General features: G+C 66.0%; 22 protein-coding genes. 12 read left to right on the top strand and 10 right to left on the bottom strand.

Translation table 11 applies throughout. The features are described 5' to 3' along the window. The first annotated feature begins 20 nt into the window (after positions 1-20). Together ACTHQX_RS16110 and ACTHQX_RS16105 are read left to right on the top strand one after the other, a co-directional pair. The gene (locus tag ACTHQX_RS16110) at positions 21-1,682 is read left to right on the top strand and encodes an amidohydrolase (RefSeq protein ID WP_440158468.1); all 1,662 of its coding nucleotides are present in this window, start codon (positions 21-23) and stop codon (positions 1,680-1,682) included. 435 nt (positions 1,683-2,117) lie between these two features. Beyond that, positions 2,118-2,855 (top strand): polyprenol monophosphomannose synthase, encoded by a 738-nt coding sequence (locus ACTHQX_RS16105; RefSeq protein ID WP_236803398.1) that lies wholly within the window; start codon positions 2,118-2,120, stop codon positions 2,853-2,855. A gap of 107 nt (positions 2,856-2,962) precedes the next feature. Here ACTHQX_RS16105 and ACTHQX_RS16100 read toward each other — a convergent pair whose 3' ends face one another. The 4 genes from ACTHQX_RS16100 to ACTHQX_RS16085 all read right to left on the bottom strand — a co-directional run bounded on the left by ACTHQX_RS16100 (position 2,963) and on the right by ACTHQX_RS16085 (position 6,240). Then, positions 2,963-3,310, bottom strand: a complete 348-nt coding sequence (locus ACTHQX_RS16100) for an RNA polymerase-binding protein RbpA (RefSeq protein ID WP_003802221.1) — start codon at positions 3,308-3,310, stop codon at positions 2,963-2,965. A 330-nt stretch (positions 3,311-3,640) separates the two neighbouring features. Beyond that, complete coding sequence (locus tag ACTHQX_RS16095) at positions 3,641-4,627, bottom strand: SPFH domain-containing protein (protein ID WP_236803399.1); 987 nt, start codon at positions 4,625-4,627, stop codon at positions 3,641-3,643. A gap of 103 nt (positions 4,628-4,730) precedes the next feature. Continuing rightward, positions 4,731-5,192, bottom strand: a complete 462-nt coding sequence (locus ACTHQX_RS16090) for an NfeD family protein (protein WP_190605356.1) — start codon at positions 5,190-5,192, stop codon at positions 4,731-4,733. Between the two features lie 121 nt (positions 5,193-5,313). After that, positions 5,314-6,240 (bottom strand): putative RNA methyltransferase, encoded by a 927-nt coding sequence (locus ACTHQX_RS16085; RefSeq protein ID WP_236803401.1) that lies wholly within the window; start codon positions 6,238-6,240, stop codon positions 5,314-5,316. 74 nt (positions 6,241-6,314) lie between these two features. On the opposite strand from ACTHQX_RS16085, the gene ACTHQX_RS16080 reads away from it, so the two are divergent. Beyond that, on the top strand, positions 6,315-8,387 hold the full coding sequence (locus ACTHQX_RS16080; RefSeq protein ID WP_440158467.1) for a S9 family peptidase: 2,073 nt from the start codon (positions 6,315-6,317) through the stop codon (positions 8,385-8,387). A 43-nt stretch (positions 8,388-8,430) separates the two neighbouring features. On the opposite strand, the gene ACTHQX_RS16075 is transcribed toward ACTHQX_RS16080, so the two are convergent. The 4 genes from ACTHQX_RS16075 to ACTHQX_RS16060 all read right to left on the bottom strand — a co-directional run bounded on the left by ACTHQX_RS16075 (position 8,431) and on the right by ACTHQX_RS16060 (position 12,265). Then, complete coding sequence (locus ACTHQX_RS16075; protein WP_236803403.1) at positions 8,431-9,120, bottom strand: peptide deformylase; 690 nt, start codon at positions 9,118-9,120, stop codon at positions 8,431-8,433. Positions 9,121-9,195: 75 nt separating this feature from the next. Then, on the bottom strand, positions 9,196-10,329 hold the full coding sequence (locus tag ACTHQX_RS16070; protein WP_236803404.1) for an FAD-dependent oxidoreductase: 1,134 nt from the start codon (positions 10,327-10,329) through the stop codon (positions 9,196-9,198). Next, on the bottom strand, positions 10,326-11,072 hold the full coding sequence (locus tag ACTHQX_RS16065; protein ID WP_440158518.1) for a class I SAM-dependent methyltransferase: 747 nt from the start codon (positions 11,070-11,072) through the stop codon (positions 10,326-10,328). Before ACTHQX_RS16065 ends, ACTHQX_RS16070 begins: the two co-directional genes overlap by 4 nt. A gap of 11 nt (positions 11,073-11,083) precedes the next feature. Next, positions 11,084-12,265, bottom strand: coding sequence for a type III polyketide synthase (locus tag ACTHQX_RS16060; protein ID WP_236803405.1), 1,182 nt, complete (start codon positions 12,263-12,265; stop codon positions 11,084-11,086). A gap of 107 nt (positions 12,266-12,372) precedes the next feature. Between ACTHQX_RS16060 and ACTHQX_RS16055 the strand changes: the two genes are divergently transcribed. From ACTHQX_RS16055 to ACTHQX_RS16035, 5 genes are all read left to right on the top strand, one after another. After that, a complete protein-coding gene (locus ACTHQX_RS16055; protein ID WP_236803406.1) occupies positions 12,373-12,816 on the top strand; it encodes a helix-turn-helix transcriptional regulator in 444 nt (147 codons plus the stop codon). Between the two features lie 9 nt (positions 12,817-12,825). Continuing rightward, positions 12,826-13,236, top strand: coding sequence for a VOC family protein (locus tag ACTHQX_RS16050; RefSeq protein ID WP_236803407.1), 411 nt, complete (start codon positions 12,826-12,828; stop codon positions 13,234-13,236). 35 nt (positions 13,237-13,271) lie between these two features. Continuing rightward, positions 13,272-15,662: an ATP-binding cassette domain-containing protein gene (locus ACTHQX_RS16045; RefSeq protein ID WP_440158466.1), complete on the top strand. Its 2,391-nt coding sequence runs from the start codon at positions 13,272-13,274 to the stop codon at positions 15,660-15,662. 101 nt (positions 15,663-15,763) lie between these two features. Further along, complete coding sequence (locus ACTHQX_RS16040) at positions 15,764-15,958, top strand: hypothetical protein (protein ID WP_236803409.1); 195 nt, start codon at positions 15,764-15,766, stop codon at positions 15,956-15,958. A gap of 871 nt (positions 15,959-16,829) precedes the next feature. Then, positions 16,830-17,993 carry a serine hydrolase domain-containing protein gene (locus tag ACTHQX_RS16035; RefSeq protein WP_236803410.1) on the top strand — a complete coding sequence of 388 codons (1,164 nt, stop codon included), beginning with the start codon at positions 16,830-16,832 and terminating at the stop codon, positions 17,991-17,993. A gap of 46 nt (positions 17,994-18,039) precedes the next feature. Here the strand turns inward: ACTHQX_RS16035 and ACTHQX_RS16030 are convergent, their stop codons facing one another. Then, complete coding sequence (locus ACTHQX_RS16030) at positions 18,040-18,858, bottom strand: alpha/beta fold hydrolase (protein ID WP_440158465.1); 819 nt, start codon at positions 18,856-18,858, stop codon at positions 18,040-18,042. Positions 18,859-18,940: 82 nt separating this feature from the next. Here ACTHQX_RS16030 and ACTHQX_RS16025 point away from each other — a divergent pair, with 82 nt between their 5' ends. Continuing rightward, positions 18,941-19,726, top strand: coding sequence for an MBL fold metallo-hydrolase (locus ACTHQX_RS16025; protein WP_440158463.1), 786 nt, complete (start codon positions 18,941-18,943; stop codon positions 19,724-19,726). A gap of 135 nt (positions 19,727-19,861) precedes the next feature. After that, positions 19,862-20,110 (top strand): hypothetical protein, encoded by a 249-nt coding sequence (locus tag ACTHQX_RS16020; RefSeq protein WP_236803413.1) that lies wholly within the window; start codon positions 19,862-19,864, stop codon positions 20,108-20,110. A 20-nt stretch (positions 20,111-20,130) separates the two neighbouring features. Here ACTHQX_RS16020 and ACTHQX_RS16015 read toward each other — a convergent pair whose 3' ends face one another. Beyond that, positions 20,131-20,787: a cyclodeaminase/cyclohydrolase family protein gene (locus tag ACTHQX_RS16015; RefSeq protein WP_236803414.1), complete on the bottom strand. Its 657-nt coding sequence runs from the start codon at positions 20,785-20,787 to the stop codon at positions 20,131-20,133. 188 nt (positions 20,788-20,975) lie between these two features. Between ACTHQX_RS16015 and ACTHQX_RS16010 the strand changes: the two genes are divergently transcribed. Both ACTHQX_RS16010 and ACTHQX_RS16005 read left to right on the top strand, forming a co-directional pair. Continuing rightward, entirely contained in the window at positions 20,976-22,574 is a 1,599-nt protein-coding gene (locus ACTHQX_RS16010; protein ID WP_236803415.1) for a PucR family transcriptional regulator, read from the top strand. After that, complete coding sequence (locus ACTHQX_RS16005) at positions 22,571-23,503, top strand: glutaminase (RefSeq protein WP_236803416.1); 933 nt, start codon at positions 22,571-22,573, stop codon at positions 23,501-23,503. The genes ACTHQX_RS16010 and ACTHQX_RS16005 overlap by 4 nt, the downstream gene beginning before the upstream one ends. The last annotated feature ends 237 nt before the right edge of the window (positions 23,504-23,740 follow it).

Genomic DNA, 23,740 nt, shown 5'->3' with positions numbered 1-23,740 from the left:
ACACCCCAAGGAGCGCCTCCATGGCCGATGCCCCCGCCCGCCCGCAGGAGGGAACCGGACCGTCAAAGGTCACGCTGTACCGCAACGGTTCCGTCTACACCGCGGCCGATCCCTTCGCCACGGCCATGCTCGTGGACGGTGACACCGTCGCGTGGGTCGGTTCGGAGCAGGCTGCTGCTTCCATCGCAGACAGCTCCATGGACATCATCGATCTGCGCGGCGCCCTCGTCGCCCCGGGATTTGTCGATTCCCATGCCCACCTGACGGAGACAGGCATCGCCCTGGACTCACTGCGGCTGGGCGGTGTCCGGTCCGCCCGCGAACTGCTGGACGCCGTCGCGGCCTCGGGCGGAAACGGCGCAGTGCTGGGACACGGCTGGGATGAGTCCCGCTGGGACAACCCCACGCTCCCGGATGCCGGAGAGCTGGAGCGGGCTGCCGCTGGCCGTCCGGTATACCTTTCCCGTGTTGACGTGCACTCGGCTCTCGTCTCGCCGTCACTCATGGCCAGTGCCGGGCTGGCGGAGCTGGACGGCTACGCGCCCGGCGGTCACGTCAAGCGCCAGGCCCACAGTGCCGCCAGGCAGGCCACCCGCCGCCTGTCATCGGCCGCGCTGCAGGAATACCAGCGTCGTGCGCTGGACGAGGCTGCGGCCAACGGGTATGTGGCGCTGGCCGAGATGGGTGCACCAAAAATCAGCAGCATGGAGGACCTGCGGCTGGCGGCCGGATGGAATGACGCGGCAGGCGCCCGCCCCGCGCCGGAGGTGCTCCCGTACTGGGGGCAATTGACACCGACGGCGGCCGACGCCGAGGCGCTGCTTGCCGAGCTCGGTGTCCGGGCCCGCGGATTTGCCGGGGACCTGAACATCGACGGATCCATCGGCTCCCGCACGGCGTCCCTGCGGGAACCCTACGCCGACGCACCGGAGGAGAGCGGCACTACCTACCTTTCCGTCGCTGACGCGGCCGCGCACCTGGCGGCCTGTTCCGTGCTGGGTATCCAGGGCGGATTCCACGTCATCGGCGACGCCGGCCTCGATGCAGCCCTGCAGGCCCTCGATGAGGCAGCCGCCGAGGTGGGGGAGCAGCGGGTCCGGGCCGCAGGGCACCGCTTCGAGCACGTCGAAATGGCCGACGCCGACGCCATTGCCCGCCTCGCGAAGTACTCCGTGACGGTCAGCGCGCAGCCCGCCTTCGACGCCGCGTGGGGCGGCCAGGGACGCCTCTATGAGCAGCGTCTGGGCACCCGCAGCCGGGGCATGAACCCGTTCGCCTCGTTCTACTCCGCCGGTGTCCCGATCTGCTTCGGGAGCGACAGCCCGGTGACGCCGCTCCGTCCATGGTCCAGCGTGCGGGCCTGCCTCGAACACCACGACGCCGAACAGCGGATCTCCGCCCGTGCAGCCTTCCTCGGCCACACGCGGGCGGGCTGGCGCGCCGCACGGTATGAAAACCCGATGGCCGGCCAGCTGGTACCTGGCGCACCCGCAAGTTTCGCCGTCTGGGAAGTGGATGAGCTCATGGTCCAGGTGGCTGACGGCAGGGTCCAGTCCTGGAGCACGGATCCCCGTGCCCGCACGCCCCTGCTGCCGGCACTTGACACAGGCTCGGACCCCCGGTGCCTGCAGACGGTGCGCAGCGGGCTGGAGCTGTTCTCCGCAGAGGCCCTGCGCGGCTGAACAGCCCGCGGGTCCGGCGGCGACTTATTGCGCCATCCAGCCGCCATCTGACGACACATCACCCGCCCAGAAGTGCCGCTGACCTGCGGCGATACATGAACTGGCAGGTCAGAGGGCTGTTGACAGCCCCCCGCCAGTCCGTAGCATTGAGCTTCCGGGGCGGGTCCAAAGCGCAGCAGAAAACAGTTCCTCCATCCGCTCATCGCGGCATCGGCAACTGGCCCGTGGCGCGTGGACCCGCCCGTGGCGTAGCCCGACCCCGGCCACACGTGCTGCTGCAAAACAAGCGCGAACGGGCACTTGCCGCCCCGATGCCGGCCAAACGGACGGAAGAGCCGTCCGGGGCACGTATAATGGGGAGTTGCGCTTTGCGAGCCGGCATTCCCGCCAGGCTCCGCGCGTGCTGACCGCTCCCATCCAGGAAAGGCCTCCCCTGTGCGTGTCCTCACCATCATCCCGACCTACAACGAGCTGGAGTCGCTTCCCAAGACTCTGGGACGCCTGCGCGCCGCCGTGCCGGCTTCCGACGTCCTCGTTGTGGACGACAACAGCCCGGACGGCACCGGACAGCTGGCGGACAGCATCGCTGCCGGGGACAACCAGGTCCACGTCCTGCACCGGAAGGGCAAGGAAGGCCTGGGGGCCGCTTACATCGCGGGCTTCAAGTGGGGACTGGACGCCGGCTACGACGTCCTTGTGGAGATGGACGCCGACGGTTCGCACCAGCCCGAACAGCTGCCCTCCCTGCTGGAGGCCGTGGACCAGGGCGCAGACCTCGCCATGGGTTCCCGCTGGGTGAAGGGCGGAAGCGTCGTGAACTGGCCGCTGTACCGCCAGGCGATTTCCCGGACCGGGAGCACATATGCGCGCATCATGCTCGGCCTCAAGATCAAGGACGTGACCGGCGGGTACCGGGCGTTCCGGCGCACCACGCTCGAGAAGCTGAACCTGAACCAGGTCGATTCCGTGGGTTACGGCTTCCAGGTGGACCTCGCGTGGCGCGTAGCGAAGATGGGGCTGAACATCGTGGAGCGGCCCATCACGTTCGTGGAGCGTGAACTGGGCGCTTCCAAGATGAGCGGCAATATCGTGGTTGAGGCCATGGTCAACGTGACCAAGTGGGGCCTCACCGCCCGCTGGCGGAAGCTGACCGGCAAGACCCCGCGCGACTAGCGGCACAAAGACCGGGCGGATACGCAAAAGGCCGGATCTGCTGCAACCATATGGTGCAGCGGATCCGGCCTTTTTGGCTGTAGCGCCTGCCTGCCGGCTAGGAGCGGTTAGGCTGAACGCCGTTCGCCGCGACGCTCGCGCAGAATGGTGAGGCGGTCTTCGAGGATCTGCTCAAGCTCGGGAAGCGAGCGGCGCTCCAACAGCATGTCCCAGTGGGTACGGACTGCTTTTTCGTTGCTGGTGTCCGGGCGTTCGCCATCAACGAGCAGCGCTTCCTTGCCGGTCTTGGAAACCCAGACAGGGGGAATTTCGGCTTCGGAGGAAAAGGTTACGAAAACCTGTTCGCCGTCCTCGCACCGGTACTCAACCCGCTGACGCGGAGCCGGCTCCACGCCGGATTCGGTCTCCATGCTTTGGGCGCCAAGACGCATGCCCCGCAGGCTGCGATCGCTCATGATTTCTCCCTCTAATCGGTTCGCGGAGCGGACTCCGCGCTAGCCGGAAGCCCTGATAAGGGTGCCTCCGGACTACGGTGTGGTTCACGTAGCATCACTAGGTGAAACGCTTCGCCAAGCATTGTTGTTCCGCACGGACTGATCCGGCCGGACAAATATCCCATTATACGGATTCCGGCAGGCCGCAGCAATCCGGCCATACAGCAATCCGGCACAGGGCAGCAATTCGGCTGGGCGTAGCAATCCGGCCGGACGCAGCAACGCGTCCAGCAGCGCTAGCAGAAGGGAGGCAGGCCAAGCGGCCTGCCTCCCTTTGCTTGCCCCGGAACTCTACGCCTGGGTCCGGGCTGCCGCCTCGCCGGGATGGCCGTCGGACTGGCCGGACGAGCCGCCGTCCGTGCCCCCGAACAGGTCGCCGGACCGGGGATCAGGGTTGGTTCCGCCTAAAGCGCTGCCGATGCCTTTCAATGCCTCGCCGACTTCGCTGGGGATGATCCACAGCTTGTTGGAGGAGCCTTCCGCAAGCTTCGGCAGGGTCTGCAGGTACTGGTAGGCCAGCAGCTTCTGGTCCGGGTTGCCCTTGTGGATGGCGTCGAACACCTTCTGGATGGCCTGCGACTCGCCGTCGGCGCGCAGGATGGCGGCCTTGGCGTCACCCTCGGCCTTGAGGATGGCGGCCTGCCGCTGCCCTTCAGCGGTCAGGATCTGGGACTGCTTGGTTCCCTCTGCGGTCAGGATCGCGGCGCGACGGTCACGTTCCGCCCTCATCTGCTTCTCCATCGAATCCTGGATGGAGTGCGGCGGGTCGATCGCCTTCAGTTCCACCCGGGAAACGCGGATGCCCCAGCGGCCGGTGGCTTCGTCCAGGACTCCGCGCAACTGGCCATTGATCTGGTCCCTGGACGTGAGCGCCTCTTCCAGGTTCAGGCCGCCCACCACGTTACGCAGGGTGGTGGTGGTCAGCTGCTCCACGGCCTGGATGTAGTTGGCGATCTCGTAGGTGGCAGCGCGCGGATCGGTGACCTGAAAGTAGACCACGGTGTCGATGGACACCACGAGGTTGTCCTCCGTGATCACGGGCTGCGGCGGAAAGGACACCACCTGCTCGCGCAGATCCAGCAGCGGCAGGAGCCGGTCAACAAAGGGGATGAGGAGGGTCAGGCCGGGATTGAGCGTCCGCTGGTATTTTCCCAGCCGTTCCACAACGCCGGCGCGGGCCTGCGGCACGATCCGCACGGAGCGGACCAGCACGATGATGACGAAAATGATCAGAACCACCAGCACGAACGTGAGTGCGATTCCTCCTGGGCTATCCATACTTCTCCTTTGTCCCCAACTTTCAGTGAAGCTCTAACCTGGCGAAAACTCGCCGCAATCTGCCGCTCCGCCGCGGCGGGAGCAGAAACTCATGGGGATCCGCCTACTGGACGGCGGTCTCAGCCTGGGGTGACACGACCGCCGTCGCACCTTCAATGGCCGAAACGATCACGCGCTGGCCTTCGGGCAGGACACCGGACTGCGAGCGGGCGCTCCAAATGTCGCCGCCGATCTTCACGCGTCCGCCGGTGGCCGTAACGGCCTCCAAGACGAGCGCTGATTCGCCGATCAGGCGGTCGATGTTGGTGCGCTGCTCGGGCGGGCCTTTGTGGAGGTGCTTGAGTGTCACCGGGCGGACGAACGCGATCATCAGCAGCGAGACGACGCAGAACACCACGATCTGCAGCCAGAGGTCAGCGCCGGCGAAGTCGGCCACCAGACCGGCCAGGGCGCCTCCGCCCAGCATGATGAAAAACAGGTCAAGGGTCAGCATTTCCACGGCGGCGAACACCAGGAAGAGGGTGAGCCACAGCGCCCACCAGTTTTGCCCAAGCCATTCAAACATCGCGTTCCCCCTTGATTCCAAGGGCTGCGGGGCAGACCCTCAGTAACTTTCTTCCATCGTAGACCGAAGCAGGACCGCCCGGCAGGAGAATGGGAGGCAGCGCAGGAACGTGGCCAAGCCGTTATGGAGCGGGGCTTTCCGAAGGCACGGATTCAGCCGGCACGAAGATACTGATCCGGAACCGGGCGGACACCCTTGTGGTCTGCGGAAAGCCGGCCAGCCGTTCGGTCAGTGTGGCGCGGTCCGTGTGGTGGCCGGCAGGGCCCATGAGCGCCAGGTTGGCCACGTCCTCGGGGGAAAGGGACAGGTCCACGTCGAGGTCCTGCGTCGACAGCGGCGAGAAGCGGCCTGCGAGCGCGTCGGCGAGGCGCTCGTCCTTTGCGGGGTCGATGCCCAGCATCCCGGCCTGGCTGGCGATTTCCCCGAGGTGGCCTGCGCGCGGGGTCACTACGATGAGCCTGCCCGTGGGTTTGAGTACGCGGGCGAACTCGGCCGCGTTGCGGGGCGCGAACACCACGGTGACGACGTCGACGGCGGCGTCCGGGAGCGGCAGTGGCTGCCAGACGTCACCCACCAGGTTGATAGCTTCCGGGTTGAGTTTGGCGGCGCGGCGCAGGGCGAACTTGGAGATGTCCAGCCCGACGGCGGCCACGCCGTCGCCGCCCTCACCATGTGCACTGGTCTTCAAGTGATCGCCCAGATAGTCAAGGACCGCCCGCAGGTAGTGGCCCGTTCCCGTCCCGGAGTCGAGGACCGTTGGGGCGGGGCCGTTCAACGCCGGCTCGGCTGCCTGGGCCAGCGCCTCGGCCAGCGGCCGGTAATGACCGGCGTCGAGGAAGGCTGACCGTGCAGCAACCATCTCGGCGGTATCCGATTCGAAGGCGGTTCCCTTGCCCACCAGCATGTTGAAGTACCCCTGCCGGGCGGCGTCGAAGCTGTGCCGCTCCCGGCACGCCAGCGCCCGGACCCGGCCGGTGCCGCCGTCGCCGACGGGCCGGAGGTTCTGGCGGCAGACGGGACAAAGCAGAACGGGCAGGCGCGAGAGCATGAGGACAATCCTAGGGCAGGTGTTTTCCTCGGTTGCCGTTCCGTGCCCTTGCCTGACCCGCTAGGCTCACGTGGATGAAGCCTGAACATCTTCCGCTGCTCAACTCTGTCTCCGCCCCTGCCGTGCACCCCGACGGCACCAGGGCCGTTGTGTCCGTCGTCCGGCCGGACTTCGACTCCGACTCCTATGTAGGCCAGCTGTGGAGTGTGCCCCGGGACCCGGAAAAGCTTCCCCGCCGCGTGACCCGGGGCTTCCGGGACACCGCGCCGGCTTTTTCGCCGGATGGCCGCGTGCTGGCGTTCCTCCGCGCCGCCCCCGGCCGCCCGCCCCAGCTTCACGTGGTGGAGGCCGCTGGCGGGGAGCCGCAGGCCCTGACCGACAGGAAGATGGGTGTCAGCTCCTTCGCTTGGTCGCCGGATTCGAACCGCATCGTGTTCGGTTCAAGGGAACCGGAGGCGGGCCGTTATGGAACGCTCGACGGCGTGGGGTCCGGCGCCGAGGACGCCCGGCTCATCCAGGACTACAAGTACCGGATGAACGGTGAGGGCTACACCCGGGACAAGCCGCTGCAGCTTTTCCTGCTCGACGTTCCGGAGCTGGGCGGCGAACCCTGGGTCAAGCCAGTGGGGCGCGCCGCCAAGCGGAGCGACAATGAGAAATCCAAGACCAATGGCGAGCCTGAAAGTCCGGCGCAGCCCGGCGAGGCATCCGGCGGTTTCCCGGCGGCACGCCGGCTCACGACGTCGGCGACCGACCACACCGGTGCAACCTTCAGCAGCGACGGCAGCGCCATTTACTTCGTCGCAGCCCTCCACGAGGATGCCGACCAGGACCTGGTATCCGGGATCTACCGTGTGGCGGCCGACGGCGGCACACCGGCTTTGGTGCCGGTCCCCAACCTGGGTGCCCAGACCGTTACCGACGTCCGGGAGTCGGCGGACGGGCGCTGGCTGTTTTTCACTGGCCAGGACCTGGGCAGCACCCGCCAGGACTTCGTCGCCAAGAACACGGTCCTCTACGTCATGCCCACAGCGGGCGGCGACGCCACGGCCCTGAGCGACGCGGAGACCATGGACGTCGAAGCGCCCGGTGCCACCATCGGCCTCCACGGCAAGGACAGTGCGCTGGTGCTCAACAGTGCCCAGGGAACGGTGGAGCTGCTCGAATTCAGCGCCACGGGGGACCACTCCCTCCTCGTTCATGGCGACCGGGTGGTCGCCGGGGCCGGCGACGGTGCGGGCACGGTGTTCCTCAGCTACAGTGACCCCGCCACCGCGGGGGATGTGGGGGTCCTCGAAGACGGACAGCTCCGCCTGCTCAGCGACTTCTCGGCCGCCCTGCGGAGCGAGGCAGGCATCATCGAACCGCAGGAACTGACGTTCCCCGCCCCGGACGGCTATCCCGTCCACGGCTGGCTGGTACTGCCGCCCGGCAAGGGTCCCCACCCCGTGCTGCTGAACATCCACGGCGGGCCGTTCGCGCAGTACACCACCGCGTTCTTCGATGAAGCACAGGTCTATGCCGAGGCGGGATACGCGGTGCTGATGTGCAACCCGCGGGGCTCGGCCGGTTACGGCCAGGCCCACGGCCGGAGCATCAAGGAGCGGATGGGCACCGTGGACATGCAGGATGTGCTCGCCTTCCTGGACGGAAGCCTCGGGAAGTTCTCTTCCCTCGACGCCGGTGCCCTGGGAATCATGGGCGGTTCCTACGGCGGCTACCTCACAGCGTGGACCATCAGCCAGGACCACCGGTTCCAGGCAGCCATCGTGGAGCGGGGTTTCCTTGATCCCGTGAGCTTCACGGGCTCGTCAGACATCGGCTGGTTCTTTGGCGGTGAGTATGTTGGCTCGGCTGCCGAGCAGATTGCCGCGCAAAGCCCCATGGAAACGGTGGCCGCGGTCCGGACACCCACGCTGGTGATCCACAGCGAGGACGACCTGCGCTGCCCGGTGGAACAGGGCCAGCGTTACTTCACCGCCCTCAAGCAGCAGGGCGTCGACTCCGCGTTTCTCGTGTTCCCGGGCGAGGACCACGAGTTGTCGCGCTCGGGAACGCCGCATCACCGGCGGCAGCGGTTCGAACACATCCTGGCCTGGTGGGCAAAGTACCTGCCGACGGACAGCAACCGCATTGGCACCGCCTGAGTCGGACCCGGCCCAAGCAGGCGCCGCCTAAACCTGTCCCTGCCTAATCCGTGAAAGCTTCCCGGCCGGCCTGCGCGCCGGCCGGGAAGCCGAGCTCCCGGCTGGCGGAGCCAATGCCCGGTTCTGCCCAGCGGGCGGCGTACTCGCTGTTGGTGCTGAGCGACCGGAGCTCGGCCCGGTCAATGTAGAGCCTGCCGTGGAGGTGGTCGGTTTCGTGCTGCACGATCCGCGCCTGCCAGCCGCTGAAGTCGTTGGTGACCTGACCGCCGTCGGGTGTTACGTACTCCAGCCGCACGCTTTCGGGACGTTCCACCACAGCCTGCAGTCCGGAGAGCGATAGGCAGCCTTCGAAGAAGGCGGCGGACCCGTTGCCCAGGCGGGAGTACGACGGATTCAGCATGGCAAAGAACTCCAGCGGCGCCCTGCCCCGAGCCGCGGCCGTGGCCTCGTCGATCTCGAACTGGTCCTCGAGGACGGCCAGCTGCAGTGGAACACCCAGCTGCGGCGCCGCCAGGCCGACGCCGGGCGCGGCGTGCATGACCTTCCTCATCAGGACGATCAGCTGGGTAAGTTCGTCGGGCTCCAGCTGGCCTTCGAAGGGAGCGGCGTGCTGCCTCAGGACCGGGTGTCCGGCCTGCACGATGGGTGGCAAGCCCTCTGCGGCCAGCAGTTCCTGCACTGTTTCCCTGATGCGGGCGGGGCTGTAGGTCGTGGGCGGCGAAACGTGGTTCATGGGGACAGCCTAATGCTGTCTGGTGCAGGGCTGTGAAGTCTTGAGATGCGCGGTCATGTGCCGTGCAGTGGCGCGCTACTGCATGGTGAAGCGCCGGGCTACGAGGGCGTTGAAGGCCGGTACGGCGGCGGCACGGGCAATGACCGCATTCCGGGGCCCCAGCAGGCCGGCCGGAAGCGGCCGGCCAAGCGCCATGTTCACCTCGGCCTGGCGTTTGGCCGCAACTGCCGCCCGGCGTCGTGAGGCATCGAAGCGCCGGAGGGCTTCAGCGGAAGGATCCCCGCGCAGGACGGCGAGGATCGCCGGCAGCAGCGCCTCTGCATCCAGCCAGCCAAGGTTCATTCCCTGCCCGCCGATGGGGCTGATCTCGTGCGCCGCATCACCGACCAGCGCCGTCCGGCCCGAGACCATGCGCGCGGCCAGCCGTGAACGGACACCGAAGCTGCTGAGCATGGTGTTCGCGCCGGGGTCCAGTGCCACTCGCGTTCTGCGGGCAACGAGCGCCGCCAGCTGCTCCGCGTTTGGGCTGGCCGGCGGGCTGCCCAGCCGGACCACCCAGCGGCGGACGCCGCCGGGGAGCGGGAAGGACTCCACGATGCCGTCGCTTTCCAGGAACAGCGCGGCATCGCAGCCATAGGGGCTGGATTCGGGATAGTCACCCATCAGGTAGTCGTCCGGATACTGTTTCTCCGGCGCCGCGACCCGCAGAAGGGACCGCGTGGTCGAGTAGGCGCCGTCGGCGCCCACCGCGAAAGCGGCGGTGTAACTGGAGGCAGCCCCGGCAGTGGTGACGCTTAACGTGACCCGGGCGCCGTCGTCGTGCATTCCCGTAACGCGGGCGTCGCGGACCAGCGCGCCGCCGTCCAGCTCCCGGAGCCGCCGCTCCAGGACCTCCTCGGTCACGGGCTGCGGCACGGCGAGGACGAACGGGAAACGGTCGGAGACCGGAGCGAACGGCATGTGCGCAATCCTCCGGCCCCTGCTCACGGCGAAGCCCTGACGGATCGGAACACCCCGGCCGATCAGCTCCTGGGCAACGCCGATGCGTTCCAGGGCGGCGAGCGCCGGCGGATGGATTCCGATGGCCCTGGTGTGGGCATTCCGCCCGGTCCGCCTTTCGAGGACCCGCACCGCGACGCCGTGCTGCAGCAGCAGTGAACCCAGGAAGAGCCCAACGGGACCGCCGCCCACGATCAGGACATCGGTCATGCCTGGCGCGGCCGGTAGCTATCGTGCGGCCGGTAGCTATCGTGCGGCCGGTAGGTGAGCAGACAGTGGAAGGGGGAGTGCGGCTCCACCGTCCAGCCGGTGGGAACCACGGCGGCAAGCTCCGGGACGGTGTAGCTGCGCCTGATCGACGTCAGTCCGTCGCCGCGGATGTAGGAGCCGGCGAGCGGCAGGGCGCCGGCACTGAACAGGGCATAGGCGGCTGCACTCCGGCTGAGATCGTTGTGCAGGGCCAGGCGGCGGGCCAGCCCGGCGGAATCGTCCAGGAATGACTGCAGTTGCGGCGCGGTCAGGTGGTGCAGCACGTGGTTGGAGATGACGACGTCGTAGGACTTGCCCTCGGCGAGCAGGTCGCCGCTGCTTGCCTGGCGGAACTCGACCCCGGGGACGGGTTTGCGGTTGGCGGCGAAATGAAAGGCCCTTTCATCCGGATCGATCCCGGTCACGTGGAGCTGGATCCCGTCCCTGGCCGCCCAGCGGGCAAGCATCACGGCCAGGTCCCCGCCGCCGCAGCCGACGTCCAGCAGCGTTGGCGTGCCACCGCCTGCCAGCTTCGGACGCACCGTGCTGCGGTACAGCCGGCGCCAGCCCGACACCACGCGGTTCACCAGTGCGAACTGTTTGTAGGTGCGCTGCAGCCGGTCCGGGTCGCAATCCGGCCGGTCCATGTCCTCGACGGCGTCCGTGTCCCGCAGGCCGAGGACGCCCGGGCCGCTTCCTGGGATCCGCACGGCCGTCAGGCCAGCGACGGCTGGGCCCCGCCGGCCATGGGGTAAAGCTCACCGGCCGGCTGCTTCACCTTGGTGAACAGCCCGGTCTCCACGGTCAGGCCCGGGCCGAAGGCCATGGAACAGACGCGTTCGTCCCCCTCCCGCGACGGAAGGTCCAGGATGTGCTTGAGGACGAACAGCACCGTGGCGCTGCTCATGTTGCCGTAGTTCCGAAGTGTCTCGCGGGCCGGACGCAGCTGCTCGTCGGTGAGGTCCAGCCGGGACTGGACCTTGTCCAGGATGCTGCGGCCGCCAGGGTGGATGGCCCAGTGGGTGACGTCGCGGTAGGCGAGTTCCCGCAGGGAGGGGTCGCGTGCCAGCAGCGGCTCGAGCGCGCCCACGATGTGCTCGTCGATGATGTGCGGCACATAGTTGCCGAGCACCATCTCAAAGCCTTCATCGCCGATGTTCCAGGCCATCGAGTCCTCACCCACGGGAGTCAGGACCGTCTCGAAGTGATCCAGTTGGAGCAGCGGCGTGGACTCCAGGTCCGCGCGGGCTGTCACGACGGCGGCCGCTGCGCCGTCCGCAAACAGCGCGGATCCCATGATGGTGTCGGGATCGTTGGAGGTCCGGACATGCAGGGAGCAAAGCTCGGCGCATACGACGAGCACAACCGCCGTCGGGTCCGCCTCGCAGAATGACTTGGCCGCACGGAGCGCCGGAAACGCTGCGTAGCATCCCATGAAGCCCAGGTGGTAGCGCTGCACGGCGGGGTTGAGGCCCAGCGCGCGGACGATCTTGTAGTCCGGGCCGGGGTTGAAAAAACCGGTGCAGGAGACCGTGACGAGGTGGGTAATGTCCAGCGGATCAATGCCGTCGCATTTGGATACGGCCGCGTCCGCCGCATCGATGAAAAGCTTCGTTGCTTCCTCGGCGAAGAGGTTGTTGCGTGCCTTGGTGCTGGGGCTGCGCAGCAAACCGGTCGCGGGATCGAAAAACTGGGGATTTTCGGCGGCGGAGTCCAGGGTCAGTTCGCTGACTGCGGTGTACCGGGTGTCGATGGCGGCGGAATCAAAGCACGTTGACACGAGCCGTGAGCCAAGGCGTGTCAGGCCGGGCTGGGCTGCGAACACGTCACGGGCCTCGTGCTGGATGAGCAGAGTCGGCGGAACTGCGGTTTCGAGGGCTCTCACATAGACCGTCATTTGTTCATTCTTAACGAGACCGCAGGTTAAGACAATGGATTGGACTGGGGTTCGGCTGGACAACTCCTGACTGGACAACTTCCGCCCGACGTAGCACCATCTCGATTGTGACCAGCAAACCCGCCGCAGCGCAGCGCCTGGACGATCTGGCGCTGCTGCGCCGCGTCCGTGACCGCATCGACAGGGAATACGCCCAGCCGCTGGACGTCGAGGCGCTGGCCCGTGGCGTGAACATGTCAGCCGGGCACCTCAGCCGGCAGTTCCGGGAGGCCTACGGCGAGCCCCCGTACAGCTACCTGATGACGCGGCGCATCGAGCGGGCGATGGCGCTGCTGCGCCGGGGTGACCTCAGCGTCACGGAGGTGTGCTTCGCCGTCGGCTGTTCCTCGCTGGGGACGTTCAGCAGCCGCTTCACCGAACTCGTCGGCATGCCGCCCAGTGCGTACCGGGCGCAGGCCGCGGGGGAGGCGGCAGGCATGCCGTCATGCGTGGTGAAACAGGTGAGCAGACCGGTCAGGAATCGAGAAGCCGTCCCGTCCGGCCGCACCTAGACTGGCGGCATGAACCTCACCATTCACTGGACATTCCTTCCGCATAACGACGCCGACGCCTCCCTGGCGTTCTATCGCGACACCCTTGGGTTCGAGCTCCGCAACGATGTGGGATATGGCGGAATGCGCTGGCTCACCATCGGCCCTCCGGACCAGCCCGGCACGTCCATTGTCCTGGAACCGCCGGCCGCCGACCCGGGGATCACCGAGGACGAGCGGCGCACCATCACCGAAATGATGGCCAAGGGCACCTACGCCCGCCTCGTGCTCGGCACTTCCGACCTGGACGGCACGTTCGAGAAGGTGCAGGCCAGCGGCGCAGAGGTGGTTCAGGAACCCACCCAACAGCCGTACGGTGTCCGCGACTGCGCCTTCCGCGATCCGGCCGGGAACCTGATCCGCATCAACGAGGTTAGCTAAACACGGCTACTATCCGTTTAACAGATGGAGACACGATGACGATAACGACGAAGACGGACACGCAGTCATCCGGACCGCACACCGCCGACGGCCATGACCTGATCCGTGTGCAGGGCGCGCGTGTGAACAACCTCAAGGATGTCAGCGTCGAGATCCCGAAGCGCCGCCTCACCGTGTTCACCGGCGTGTCCGGCTCGGGCAAGAGCTCGCTGGTGTTCGGCACGATCGCTGCAGAGTCGCAGCGGATGATCAATGAGACCTACAGCGCGTTCGTGCAGGGCTTCATGCCGACGCTGTCACGGCCCGAGGTCGATGTGCTGGAGGGTCTGACGACGGCCATCATCGTGGACCAGGAACGGATGGGGGCCAACCCGCGCTCCACCGTTGGCACCGCGACGGACGCCAACGCGATGCTGCGGATCCTTTTCAGCAGGCTGGGCCAGCCGCACATCGGCTCTCCCAACGCCTACTCCTTCAACATCCCGACGGTAAAGGCCAGCGGCGCTATCACCGTGGAACGCGGCAACAAGACCAAGGCCGAGAAGGCAACGTTCAACCGGCTCGGCGGCATGTGCCCGCGGTGCGAGGGCATGGGCAACGTCAGCGACTTCGACCTCACGGCGCTGTACGACGACAGCAAGTCACTCAGCGGGGGCGCCCTGACCATTCCCGGCTACAGCATGGACGGATGGTACGGCCGCATCTTCAGCGGAGCCGGCTTCAACATGGACAAGCCGATCAACAAGTTCACCAAGAAGGAACTCCACGACCTGCTCTACAAGGAGCCGACCAAGATCAAGGTCGAGGGCATCAACCTGACCTACGAGGGCCTCATCCCCAAGATCCAGAAGTCGATGCTGTCCAAGGACGTGGACGCACTGCAGCCGCACGTCCGCGCGTTCGTGGAGCGGGCCATCACCTTCACGACGTGTCCGGACTGCGGCGGCACCCGGCTCAGCCAGGAAGCACTGTCGTCGAAGATCAAGGGCAAGAACATCGCCGACGTCTGCATGATGCAGATCACCGACCTCGCCGACTGGGTCCGGAGCCTAAACGAGCCGTCCGTGGCCCCGCTGCTCGCCGGGCTGCAGCACCTTCTGGATTCGTTTGCGGAAATCGGACTGGGCTACCTTTCGCTCGACCGGCCGTCGGGGACGCTGTCCGGTGGAGAGTCGCAGCGCACCAAGATGATCCGCCACCTGGGCTCATCCCTCACGGACGTCACCTACGTCTTCGACGAGCCCACGATCGGCCTGCACCCGCACGACATCGAACGCATGAACTCCCTGCTGCTCCAGCTGCGCGACAAGGGCAACACGGTGCTCGTCGTGGAACACAAGCCGGAGAGCATCGCCATCGCCGACCACATCGTCGATCTCGGACCCGGCGCCGGCACCGGCGGCGGTACCGTCTGCTTCGAAGGCACGGTCGACGGGCTGCGGGGGAGTGACACCATCACCGGCCGCCACCTCGATGACCGGGCGCAGCTCAAGGATTCCGTGCGCTCCGCTTCCGGCGCGCTGGAAATCCGCGGCGCGTCAACCAACAACCTGAAGAATGTCGACCTCGACATCCCGCTCGGCGTGCTGTGCGTGCTGACCGGCGTTGCCGGGTCCGGAAAGAGCTCGCTGATCCACGGCTCGGTGGCCAAGCGCGAGGGCGTGGTGGTGATCGACCAGGCCGGCATCCGGGGCTCACGGCGCAGCAACCCTGCCACGTACACGGGGCTGCTCGAGCCGATCCGCAAGGCGTTTGCCAAGGCCAACGGCGTGAAGCCCGCGCTGTTCAGCTCCAACTCCGAGGGCGCCTGCCCCACATGCAACGGCGCCGGCGTCATCTACACGGACCTGGGTGTCATGGCCACGGTCGAGACCACCTGCGAGGAGTGCGACGGCAAACGGTTCCAGGCAGCGGTGCTGGAGTTCACCTTGGGCGGCAAGAACATCGCCGAGGTGCTGGCGATGTCGGTGGCCGAGGCCGAGGAGTTCTTTGAGGAGGGCGATGCGCGCACGCCCGCCGCTCACAAGATCCTCGACCGGCTGGCCGACGTCGGGCTCGGTTATCTCACCCTCGGCCAGCCGCTCACAACGCTGTCCGGCGGTGAGCGGCAGCGGCTCAAGCTGGCCGCGCAGATGGCCGACAAGGGCGACGTCTACATCCTCGACGAACCGACCACGGGACTGCATTTGGCCGACGTCGAAAATTTGCTGGGCCTGCTTGACCGGCTGGTCGACTCGGGCAAGTCGGTGATCGTCATCGAGCACCACCAGGCAGTCATGGCCCACGCCGACTGGATCATCGACCTCGGACCCGGGGCAGGGCACGACGGCGGCAAGATCGTTTTCGAAGGATCGCCGGCTGACCTTGTTGCCGGCCGTTCAACGCTGACTGGCGAACATCTCTCCGCCTACATCGGCGCCAGCTGACTTAGTAAGCCAACTTATTGAAGCCTCAACCAAGCCAGTGGTATACCTAGAAACATCGGGGTAGGGATTCAGCCTTGCCACCGAGACATTGGGGGACCCACATGAATATGCAACAGAGGGACGAGCCTCGTTATCAGCACCTGAAGAAGATCGCCGACCTACTGGACTGGGCAGGCGATCTTGCAGGTGCGGAGTACACGGACGAGTCCCGCGAGGCCTACGCATTGGCGCGGAAATTCCACGACCGCGCTGACGTGCTTGGCGCAGCAGCCTCTGACATCCACACGCCGAACTAGGCCGGGAGCCGGGGTGGTCGCTTGAGCGACATTATGTCAAGTAAACGGCGGAGCTGACGCCGGTATGGCGAACTGCTGCGACAGGCGGTGGCTGCTGGCTGCGGCCGCAGCGAGTTCCCGCGGAGCTCGTCCAAAGTGAGCTGGCAGGACGATGTGATCGTCCAATGAGCATCCATCGGGACATTGGCGACGCAGACACATGGTTCGAATCCTGGAGGCGTGAAGTCGACGCCGGCCGAGTGCTTCATTCGAGCTGCCGGCGTAGCCATCCATGGAAGCGCGCTCGCGCCCACTTCCGGCACCCACCGGTATAACGCCGATAATCAGCATTATGTAAAGTAAACCCAAATTACTGCATCCGATGCCCGATCGCTCCTCCTCCGCTCTGCCCTCCCGCGCTGTCCTCCCGGCAGCCCGGTCAAATCGACCGAGCCGTCATGTACACGGCGCAGTAGTGCAAAGTCTTGGCAGGACGGCTCGTGAGCACCAGCGCCGCGCACGCAAGCGCCGTTGACCGTGAAATGCTCAAGAACCAAGAAGTCTGGACGGTTCGAGATGCGACCGGATATCCGGCTCTTGTCGGGTCACATGCGGGCCGCGCACGCTGCAACGGCCAGCAGAACGAAGGGCGACTGGTCCTTAAGGTGTTGCGCTCCGGCAGTGTTGTTGCCACGTCTCCCCCACTTCGCAGTTACCGGCACGGAGGCGCCAAACTTCTCATGAGCCAACCAGCCCGGCGGCGGGTTCCTCAACATGAGGGCTAGCCTTAGCATTGACTTGCTGGGGCGACGGCGCCTAATACAGGCCTGGCCGGGCGTGGTGCCGCACACGGCCACACCAGTGCCATCTCTCCCCTCATCGGAGGGCTCGCATGCGCTCGAAGAATCGCACCTGGAGGCGAGCGGTCCTCGCCCTTGTCCTCGCGGTCTCTGGCTGCACCTACACCACGGACGACACCGCACAATCACCAACTTCGCCGGGTGCCTTCGCATCTTTGGAGCGGCAGGTCCAGCTATTCATGGATCAAGGTGCGGTGGCCACCGTCGTCCATGTCCGGTGGCCGGAGGGCGACTGGTCCAAGGCATACGGCGTGCGGGACCTCGAGTCCAGGACGCCAGCCCAGCCGACGGACCGGGTACAGATCGCCAGCGTCACTAAGACCATGACAGCCGTGGCGGTGCTCAAGCTTGTGGACGACCACCTGATCGGCCTCGACGACCCCGTCAATGACGTCATCCCCGGGTTCACGGCCTCGCTAAAGCCTCCGGGTCCGATCACCGTGAGGCAACTGCTCAGCCACACGTCAGGGATGCCCGAGGTCAACGACGCGCTGCCGCACGATGTTGACTTCCGCCCTGTTCTCTCGCAGCGGATGACGATGGAGCGGGGCATTAGGCTGGCCGGAACGCTCCCCTGGCCCGTGTCCAGTGTGGGCTCCTTCAAGTACTCGAACACGAATTACCTCGCTCTCGGTCTCCTGATCCAGGCACTGCGACACAAGCCATTCGTCCAAGTCATGCGTGAGGACGTCTTTGACCCGCTCGGCATGAAGAACACCAGCCTCGACCGTGTCGACCTGCACGAGACCGGCCTTTTGCACGGTTACGTCACCCTGCGAGGTGAACGCGTCGACACAACAGACAACAGCTTCTCCGCCGGTTCTCCGGCAGGCGGGGCCGTGTCGACAGTGAAAGATATGAACCTCTTCATGGCAGGCCTCTTCCAGGGGCGTGCCCTCTCGCCGGGATCGCTGCGGGAGATGAAGACAAGTCCCGGATTCGTGCCGTATGGGCTGGGACTGTGGCAGCACGCGGACGGATGCTCGATCGAGTCACGGCACCAGGGCCGGGGCAGCTTCTGGGACTACCAGACGGTCGCGGTCAGCAGCGACGACGGGCGATACCAGGCCGCGATGACCGTCACCACGCCACCATTGCCCACTGAGTTAGAGGACGAGGCCAGCCAGAATAAGCGTGACCTCCTGAATGGCCAGATCGAGTCCACCCTCAACGAAACCTTGGACAGACTCTGCTAGTCGGCTGGCAGTGGGAGTGGCAGTAACAGGTCGATGGCCGCGAAACTCACAGGTCAGTGCCAAAGCGACGTTCGCGCACGCGGTCGAGCCACTCGGTGATGAGCGCCTTGGTGAGGCCGGGCTGTTCGTGCGGCAACGCATGACCGGCTCCGTCGAGCACGGCGAATGTAGCCCGCGGATAGTGCTCGAGCAGATCCCATGGCGCGGCGTACCCCACCACGGAGTCCTGGCGTCCGGTGACTATGAGGACGGGCCCGGAATACGGCGTGCCCCCTTCGGGACCGGCGCTGAACAGCCAGTGTTGGCCGATCCGCTCGAGACCGTCTTCGTCCACCAGGCCAAGGGCGGGCAGGACGTACTCCTTGTATCGCGCCAGCGTGGCCTGCGTCTGCACGACAAAGTAATCACGGAACACGCTCTCCTCGTCCGGGCCGAGCGTCTCGCGCGGATTGACCAGCGCGCGCAGGACTTGGTGCGTGGGAAGATTCCGGGCGTTCTCGACCAACGGACAGATCAGCGCCAGCCCCGTCACCTGCCCCGGGCGTCTGCCGGCGATGGCTCGGGCGTAGTACGCCCCTGCCGAATAGCCGATAAGCCGGAACTGCCCGTCGCCAATCACCCCATCGATAAACGCGAGCAGGAGGTCAAGAACGTCGTCGGCACTTTCCAGCGCGCCCGCGGGTGTGTGCCCCATGCCCGGCAAGTCAGGGTAAACGCGCCGACAATCAGCTAGCTCGCTGAATATCGGCTCCATGGCACCGACCATCTCGCGGTGGTCCACGCCGGCACCATGTAGTACCAGGATCGGGGCCCCGTTACCGTGCTCGACATAATGTACGGGTATCCCGCGGACTCTGTACTCCACAGCGTCAGCCTAATCTGCGCGCGTGGGTTCGTGCCCGGATTAAATGGTGCCGGGCCCCGCGGCCGATGTCTAGGATGTGCATGTGAAGCAGCAGAACACCAGATGGCAGCCCTCCTCCAGCACATCGGAACTGTGTCCCGGCGTCTTTCTTGTCCAGGGGCCCGCGTCAAACTGGATCGTAGTCCGCGACGACAGCGGATTCATGATTATCGACAGCGGTTATCCCTCCGACCGCCCACTGGTCCTGGAATCCATCCGCCGTATAGGTCTGCGGCCCGCCGACGCCCGGGCCCTGCTCATCACGCACGGCCACGTCGACCACACCGGTTCAGCTGCCTACTTCTCCGAAACCTACGGAACCCCCATCCTGTGTGCGCCGGAAGAGTTGGCTCATGTCCAAGGGAAGGAAAAGCACCAGGTCACGTTCGGCCGAGTCGTCCTGCGCGCCTGGCGTCCCCGCGTATTCCGCTGGATGGCCCACGCCATCAGGGCGGGAGCCCTCAAGGCGAAACCGGCAACCGGCGCCCAAGCCTGGAGCGCCGATACGCTCAGTAGCCTTCCCGGGAAGCCTGAGGCCGTTCTTCTGCCAGGGCATACACCGGGCAATGTCGCGATCCTTCTTTCCGCAACAGGAGCGATAGCGGTGGGCGACTCGTTCGTCAGCGGCCATCCGCTGAGCCGGCAAGAGGGACCGCAGATGCTACACCCCATGTTCCATACAGACGCCGCACAGGCGCTGGCGGCAACACACCGCCTCGACGGAATCGAGGCCGCGGTGGTGCTGCCGGGCCATGGCCCTGCCCTCCGGATGCCTCTGGCGCACGCGCTGGCAGCGTTGCGGAGCCAGGGGCCGGCCTCGAGGCACTGAAGGCAACGGCGCAACCCGGAGCATGCCGTTATGTAAAAGGGCCCAGACCGCATAAAATGAATATCATTCATTTATTGCGTCCGCCCCGGGACAGAGTCGGGCCGACGCCGATCAAAGCCGAAGGAGCCACCGACAATGACGCCGGCGACAGTTGCAGGAACCACACATGATGCGCGAGACCTCGTAGGGACAAAGGTCAGGGTGGAACAGGCGGGAAGCGTCATCCGCGTGGGCTACGTGGACACCGTCGTGCCCTCCGGGGAACTGTTTTGGATCCGGGCATCCGGCTGCGAACCCCGGGAACTCTTCGGCACGGCGCTGGGCCACAGTGTTTTCCCCTTACCGGAAGCCCATGAGGACGAATTCCCACCGCCAGCCGAGTAACGCCTGGGGAGGATGATGCCCTAGCCGGCGGATGGGGCACGGTGGTTGATCTTTGCCGTCAGCCGGTCGATCCGGTCAACCGCGGCGTCAAGGCTTTCAACTGTCGACCACAGGGCGGGCTGCTCTTCCCGAATCTGCTCCAGCGTGCGGCCCGCGGAGGTGAGCGCAGCGAGATCGAAACTCACGTTGGTACGGGCCCCGGTCACCGCTGCCCTCAGGGCCCCGCACGCGACCACGACGTCGGCAACAAGCGCCGGGTTCCCGTTGGACGCCAGCCACTCCAGGTCCCCAATGGCATCGATGGCGCGCTCGCCGAGCACGGCAGAGGCTTTGGCGGCGTCCACGGATGCCCGGCGTATGGCATCCTCCCGTTCCGGCCCCGGATCCAGCCGGAAGGCGGCACCGAAAGACTGGGATGCTGAAGCATCCTCATCGGCCAGCCGAAGGGCGGCTTCCCTGAGCGAGCGGACCCGCGCGTGCACATCGGCCAGGTCCTGCCGCTGGTCCCCGTCAGCTTCCGTGTATCCGGCGACCATCGAAGCTAGTGACGCGGCGATCGCAAGCATCACGCCCGCCCCCGCGCCGCCGCCAGGGGAACCAACGGACTCCGCCAACGCCTGCGTCCAGTCCTCAACTGTCGAACGCTGGGTCGTAACAGCCTTCGCATCATCATTCATGGCACCAGTCTGCCTTAAGCCGGAGCACGATCAGGGCTAGCCGCGTGAACCGGAATCCAAGCGCATTGGGCTGGAACCCTAAAAGCCGCAAACCCGTTTGGATTCCGTCACATATTTCGGGGGAAATCCAGTCGATACCATGAGGTGACCGGACAGAGCCGTCCGGACGGACGACGCAGAAGGAAACCATGGCCGCGGTTACGGTGGACGATATCCTCTCGGACTTCCCCCTGGGTTTCGCCACCCTCATCATGCGGCCCGCCCCCGAGCGTTCGGCAGTCGAAAGGTTCCTGATCGTCGATGCCGACGACGAAACGTCCGACGCCGGTGCAGCCTTTGTCCTGCTGATCGGCGTCCGTGGCCGCTCGGCTTTGCCGGTGCTGCGCCGGCTCCTGAAGAACCCGCCGTCGGTTGTTGCGGTCAAGGGAAGCCGGGAAGAGCTGACTGACGCCGAGGAACTGCTGGGCGCTGCGGGCACGGGGCTGCTGCTGGTGGACCCGGCTGCCGATTGGGACCGGCTCTTGTCGATCGCCAAGGACCGGATCCAGCCGCGCAGTTACCAGAGTGAAGTGCTGACGCTGCTGGAAGAAGACCTGTTTGCCATCGCCCAGACCACCGCACGCCTGACCTCGAGCCATGTGGTTATTGAGGATGCCGCCAACAAGGTCCTGGCCTACTCCACGGTCTCGAACGACATCGACGAACTGCGGACGGCGTCCATCCTGGCCCGGCGCGGCCCGCGGAAATACGAACTGCTGCTTAAGGACCTCGGTGCCTACCGGGAACTGCACAGAACCCGGCTCCCTGTGCGTGTGCCGGCCAGGCCGCAGGACGGCCTGAGGGAACGTGTAGCCATCACGCTGTTCGCCGGTGACCGGATCATGGGCTATATCTGGCTTCAGGAAACCGGGGACGGCTTCACCGCCGATGTTGACTATGTGCTCACGGGATCCGCGGCCCGGGCCTCCGCTGAGCTAATCCGTTACCGCAATCAGCAGTCCGTGCACATGCGCGAGGACCGCATTGCCCGGATTCTGTCCGGCGCCGCCGAGGCCGCTGCGAGTGCCCGGAGCGGGAAAATCCCGGTGGAGCGTCCCGCGGCGCTGATCCTGATAGGAATGTCCCGCGCGGACACCCAGGCCGACGATGCCGCATTGAAGCACGGCGAGCTCGCCAGCCTGGCGTCCATCCACGCGGCCGCTTACAAGGCGTCCGCCGTCGTCGGGCAATACAAGGGCGACACTGCCGTCATCGTTCCAGGTCTGCTGTCCGCTGCGGCGGAACCTGGGCTCCGGAGCCTGGCCGAATCCATCGTCCGGGACGCAACCAGGCACCTGGGCATCAGCCCCTTCGCCGCCGTCGGCCCGGTGGCACCGGATCTGTTGGCTCTCCACTCGGTCACCCCCATCACCGAGGCCCTGCTGGACTGCATCGGCGCCTCCCCTGACACCCCCGTAGCCACGGTGACTGACTTCGAGCCCGAAATTTTATTCCAGGACGCCGTCCGGAGGTTCGGGTCCTCCTCTTTCCGCCACCGGAGCCTGTCCGCTCTTTTGCAGGACGACGTCGAACTCGCGGAAACCCTGCGCGCATATTTCGACTCCTCCCTCGACGTCGCTGAGTGTGCAAAACGCATGGCACTGCATAAGAACACCGTCTACTACCGGATAAGCAAGGCCGCCCGGGTCACGGGCCTGGATTTCGGCAAGCCCCGCGATGCGCTGGTGGCACTGCTGCATGTCCAGGAGTGGGCCTGCACGCACAACGAACTTCAAGGCAGGAAATGACCACAACACTTGACGCTCCGCCCTTGGGCCCGATGCTCGATGACATCGTCCGCTGCCACAGGCCACAGAGGGAAGCCGGCTCTGTCCCGGCAAGTATCCCATCCCTGGCGGAGGTTCCCTTCAACCGGTTCGGAATAGCTGTGGCCACCGCAGCCGGGGAGGTCTTTTTCTCGGGTGACGCGGATGTCCCCTTTTCCATCCAAAGCATTTCCAAGGTGTTCACACTGGCCATGGCGCTCCGCCGGGACAGCCTAGGAACACTGTGGTCCCGGGTATTGCGCGAACCTTCGGGCACCGCCTTCAATTCCCTGGTCCAGCTGGAGGTGGAACACGGCATTCCGCGGAACCCATTCATCAACGCCGGCGCCCTGGTGGTCACCGACCACCTGATGGAGGAGACCCCCGACGCCGCGGGCGCGCTCCTGAGCTTTCTCACCGGACTGACCGGACAGGCAGGGCCCTTCATCGATGCAGCGGCCGCCGCCAGTGAACTCTCCAACAGCAGCCGCAACCTGGCCCTAGCCCACTTCCTCAAGAATTTCGGCAACCTCAGGCAGTCCGCCGAATCCGTGGTGGAAAACTACGTCCGCCAGTGCTCCATCATGATGACCTGTGTGGAACTGGCCAAGGCCGGCCTGTTCCTCGCCCATGACGGACGCGGAGCCTTGGGAACTGTGGTGTCCCAAAGCGAGGCGAAACGCATCGGCTCGATCATGTTGACCTGCGGCATGTACGACGCCGCCGGCGAATTCGCCTACCGCGTGGGATTGCCCGGAAAGAGCGGCGTGGGCGGAGGCATCCTGGTCATCGTTCCCGGTCACTGCGCCATCTGCGTCTGGAGTCCCCGGCTGGACGCCAAAGGCAATTCCCTTGCTGGCAGCGCTGCGCTCGCCGATCTCTCCGACCGCACAGGTTGGTCGGTCTTCTAACGGGCTGCCCAGCCGTCCCCCCGCCGGCCCCAGACCGACAAACATTCCTCCACCTCATTCCCCCTAACCGGCCAGATCTTTCCGGATCGAAAGGAACAACATGCCTCAGGACAACTTCAAGGACGAGGTTGCTTTGCATCAGGCTGTCCCGCACCATTTGCATGCCACCGAGAACCTTCTCCACGCGGAGGACAAGGGCTACCACAAGAGCCTCAAACCGCGGCAGATCCAGATGAT

This window comes from Arthrobacter sp. SAFR-023 (genome assembly GCF_051965295.1).
In the GTDB taxonomy this organism is placed as follows: domain Bacteria; phylum Actinomycetota; class Actinomycetes; order Actinomycetales; family Micrococcaceae; genus Arthrobacter.
This window is presented reverse-complemented; position numbering and strand designations above follow the sequence as displayed.

Bases quoted from the DNA above. Each gene is read 5' to 3' on its own strand.
- ACTHQX_RS16015 (WP_236803414.1), bottom strand. From the start codon at position 20,787: ATGAATGATGATGCGAAGGCTGTTACGACCCAGCGTTCGACAGTTGAG.
- ACTHQX_RS16010 (WP_236803415.1), top strand. From the start codon at position 20,976: ATGGCCGCGGTTACGGTGGACGATATCCTCTCGGACTTCCCCCTGGGT.
- ACTHQX_RS16020 (WP_236803413.1), top strand. From the start codon at position 19,862: ATGACGCCGGCGACAGTTGCAGGAACCACACATGATGCGCGAGACCTC.
- ACTHQX_RS16070 (WP_236803404.1), bottom strand. From the start codon at position 10,329: ATGACCGATGTCCTGATCGTGGGCGGCGGTCCCGTTGGGCTCTTCCTG.
- ACTHQX_RS16075 (WP_236803403.1), bottom strand. From the start codon at position 9,120: ATGAACCACGTTTCGCCGCCCACGACCTACAGCCCCGCCCGCATCAGG.
- ACTHQX_RS16045 (WP_440158466.1), top strand. From the start codon at position 13,272: ATGACGATAACGACGAAGACGGACACGCAGTCATCCGGACCGCACACC.
- ACTHQX_RS16005 (WP_236803416.1), top strand. From the start codon at position 22,571: ATGACCACAACACTTGACGCTCCGCCCTTGGGCCCGATGCTCGATGAC.
- ACTHQX_RS16050 (WP_236803407.1), top strand. From the start codon at position 12,826: ATGAACCTCACCATTCACTGGACATTCCTTCCGCATAACGACGCCGAC.
- ACTHQX_RS16060 (WP_236803405.1), bottom strand. From the start codon at position 12,265: ATGACGGTCTATGTGAGAGCCCTCGAAACCGCAGTTCCGCCGACTCTG.
- ACTHQX_RS16035 (WP_236803410.1), top strand. From the start codon at position 16,830: ATGCGCTCGAAGAATCGCACCTGGAGGCGAGCGGTCCTCGCCCTTGTC.
- ACTHQX_RS16080 (WP_440158467.1), top strand. From the start codon at position 6,315: ATGAAGCCTGAACATCTTCCGCTGCTCAACTCTGTCTCCGCCCCTGCC.
- ACTHQX_RS16095 (WP_236803399.1), bottom strand. From the start codon at position 4,627: ATGGATAGCCCAGGAGGAATCGCACTCACGTTCGTGCTGGTGGTTCTG.
- ACTHQX_RS16110 (WP_440158468.1), top strand. From the start codon at position 21: ATGGCCGATGCCCCCGCCCGCCCGCAGGAGGGAACCGGACCGTCAAAG.
- ACTHQX_RS16040 (WP_236803409.1), top strand. From the start codon at position 15,764: ATGAATATGCAACAGAGGGACGAGCCTCGTTATCAGCACCTGAAGAAG.
- ACTHQX_RS16100 (WP_003802221.1), bottom strand. From the start codon at position 3,310: ATGAGCGATCGCAGCCTGCGGGGCATGCGTCTTGGCGCCCAAAGCATG.
- ACTHQX_RS16090 (WP_190605356.1), bottom strand. From the start codon at position 5,192: ATGTTTGAATGGCTTGGGCAAAACTGGTGGGCGCTGTGGCTCACCCTC.
- ACTHQX_RS16085 (WP_236803401.1), bottom strand. From the start codon at position 6,240: ATGCTCTCGCGCCTGCCCGTTCTGCTTTGTCCCGTCTGCCGCCAGAAC.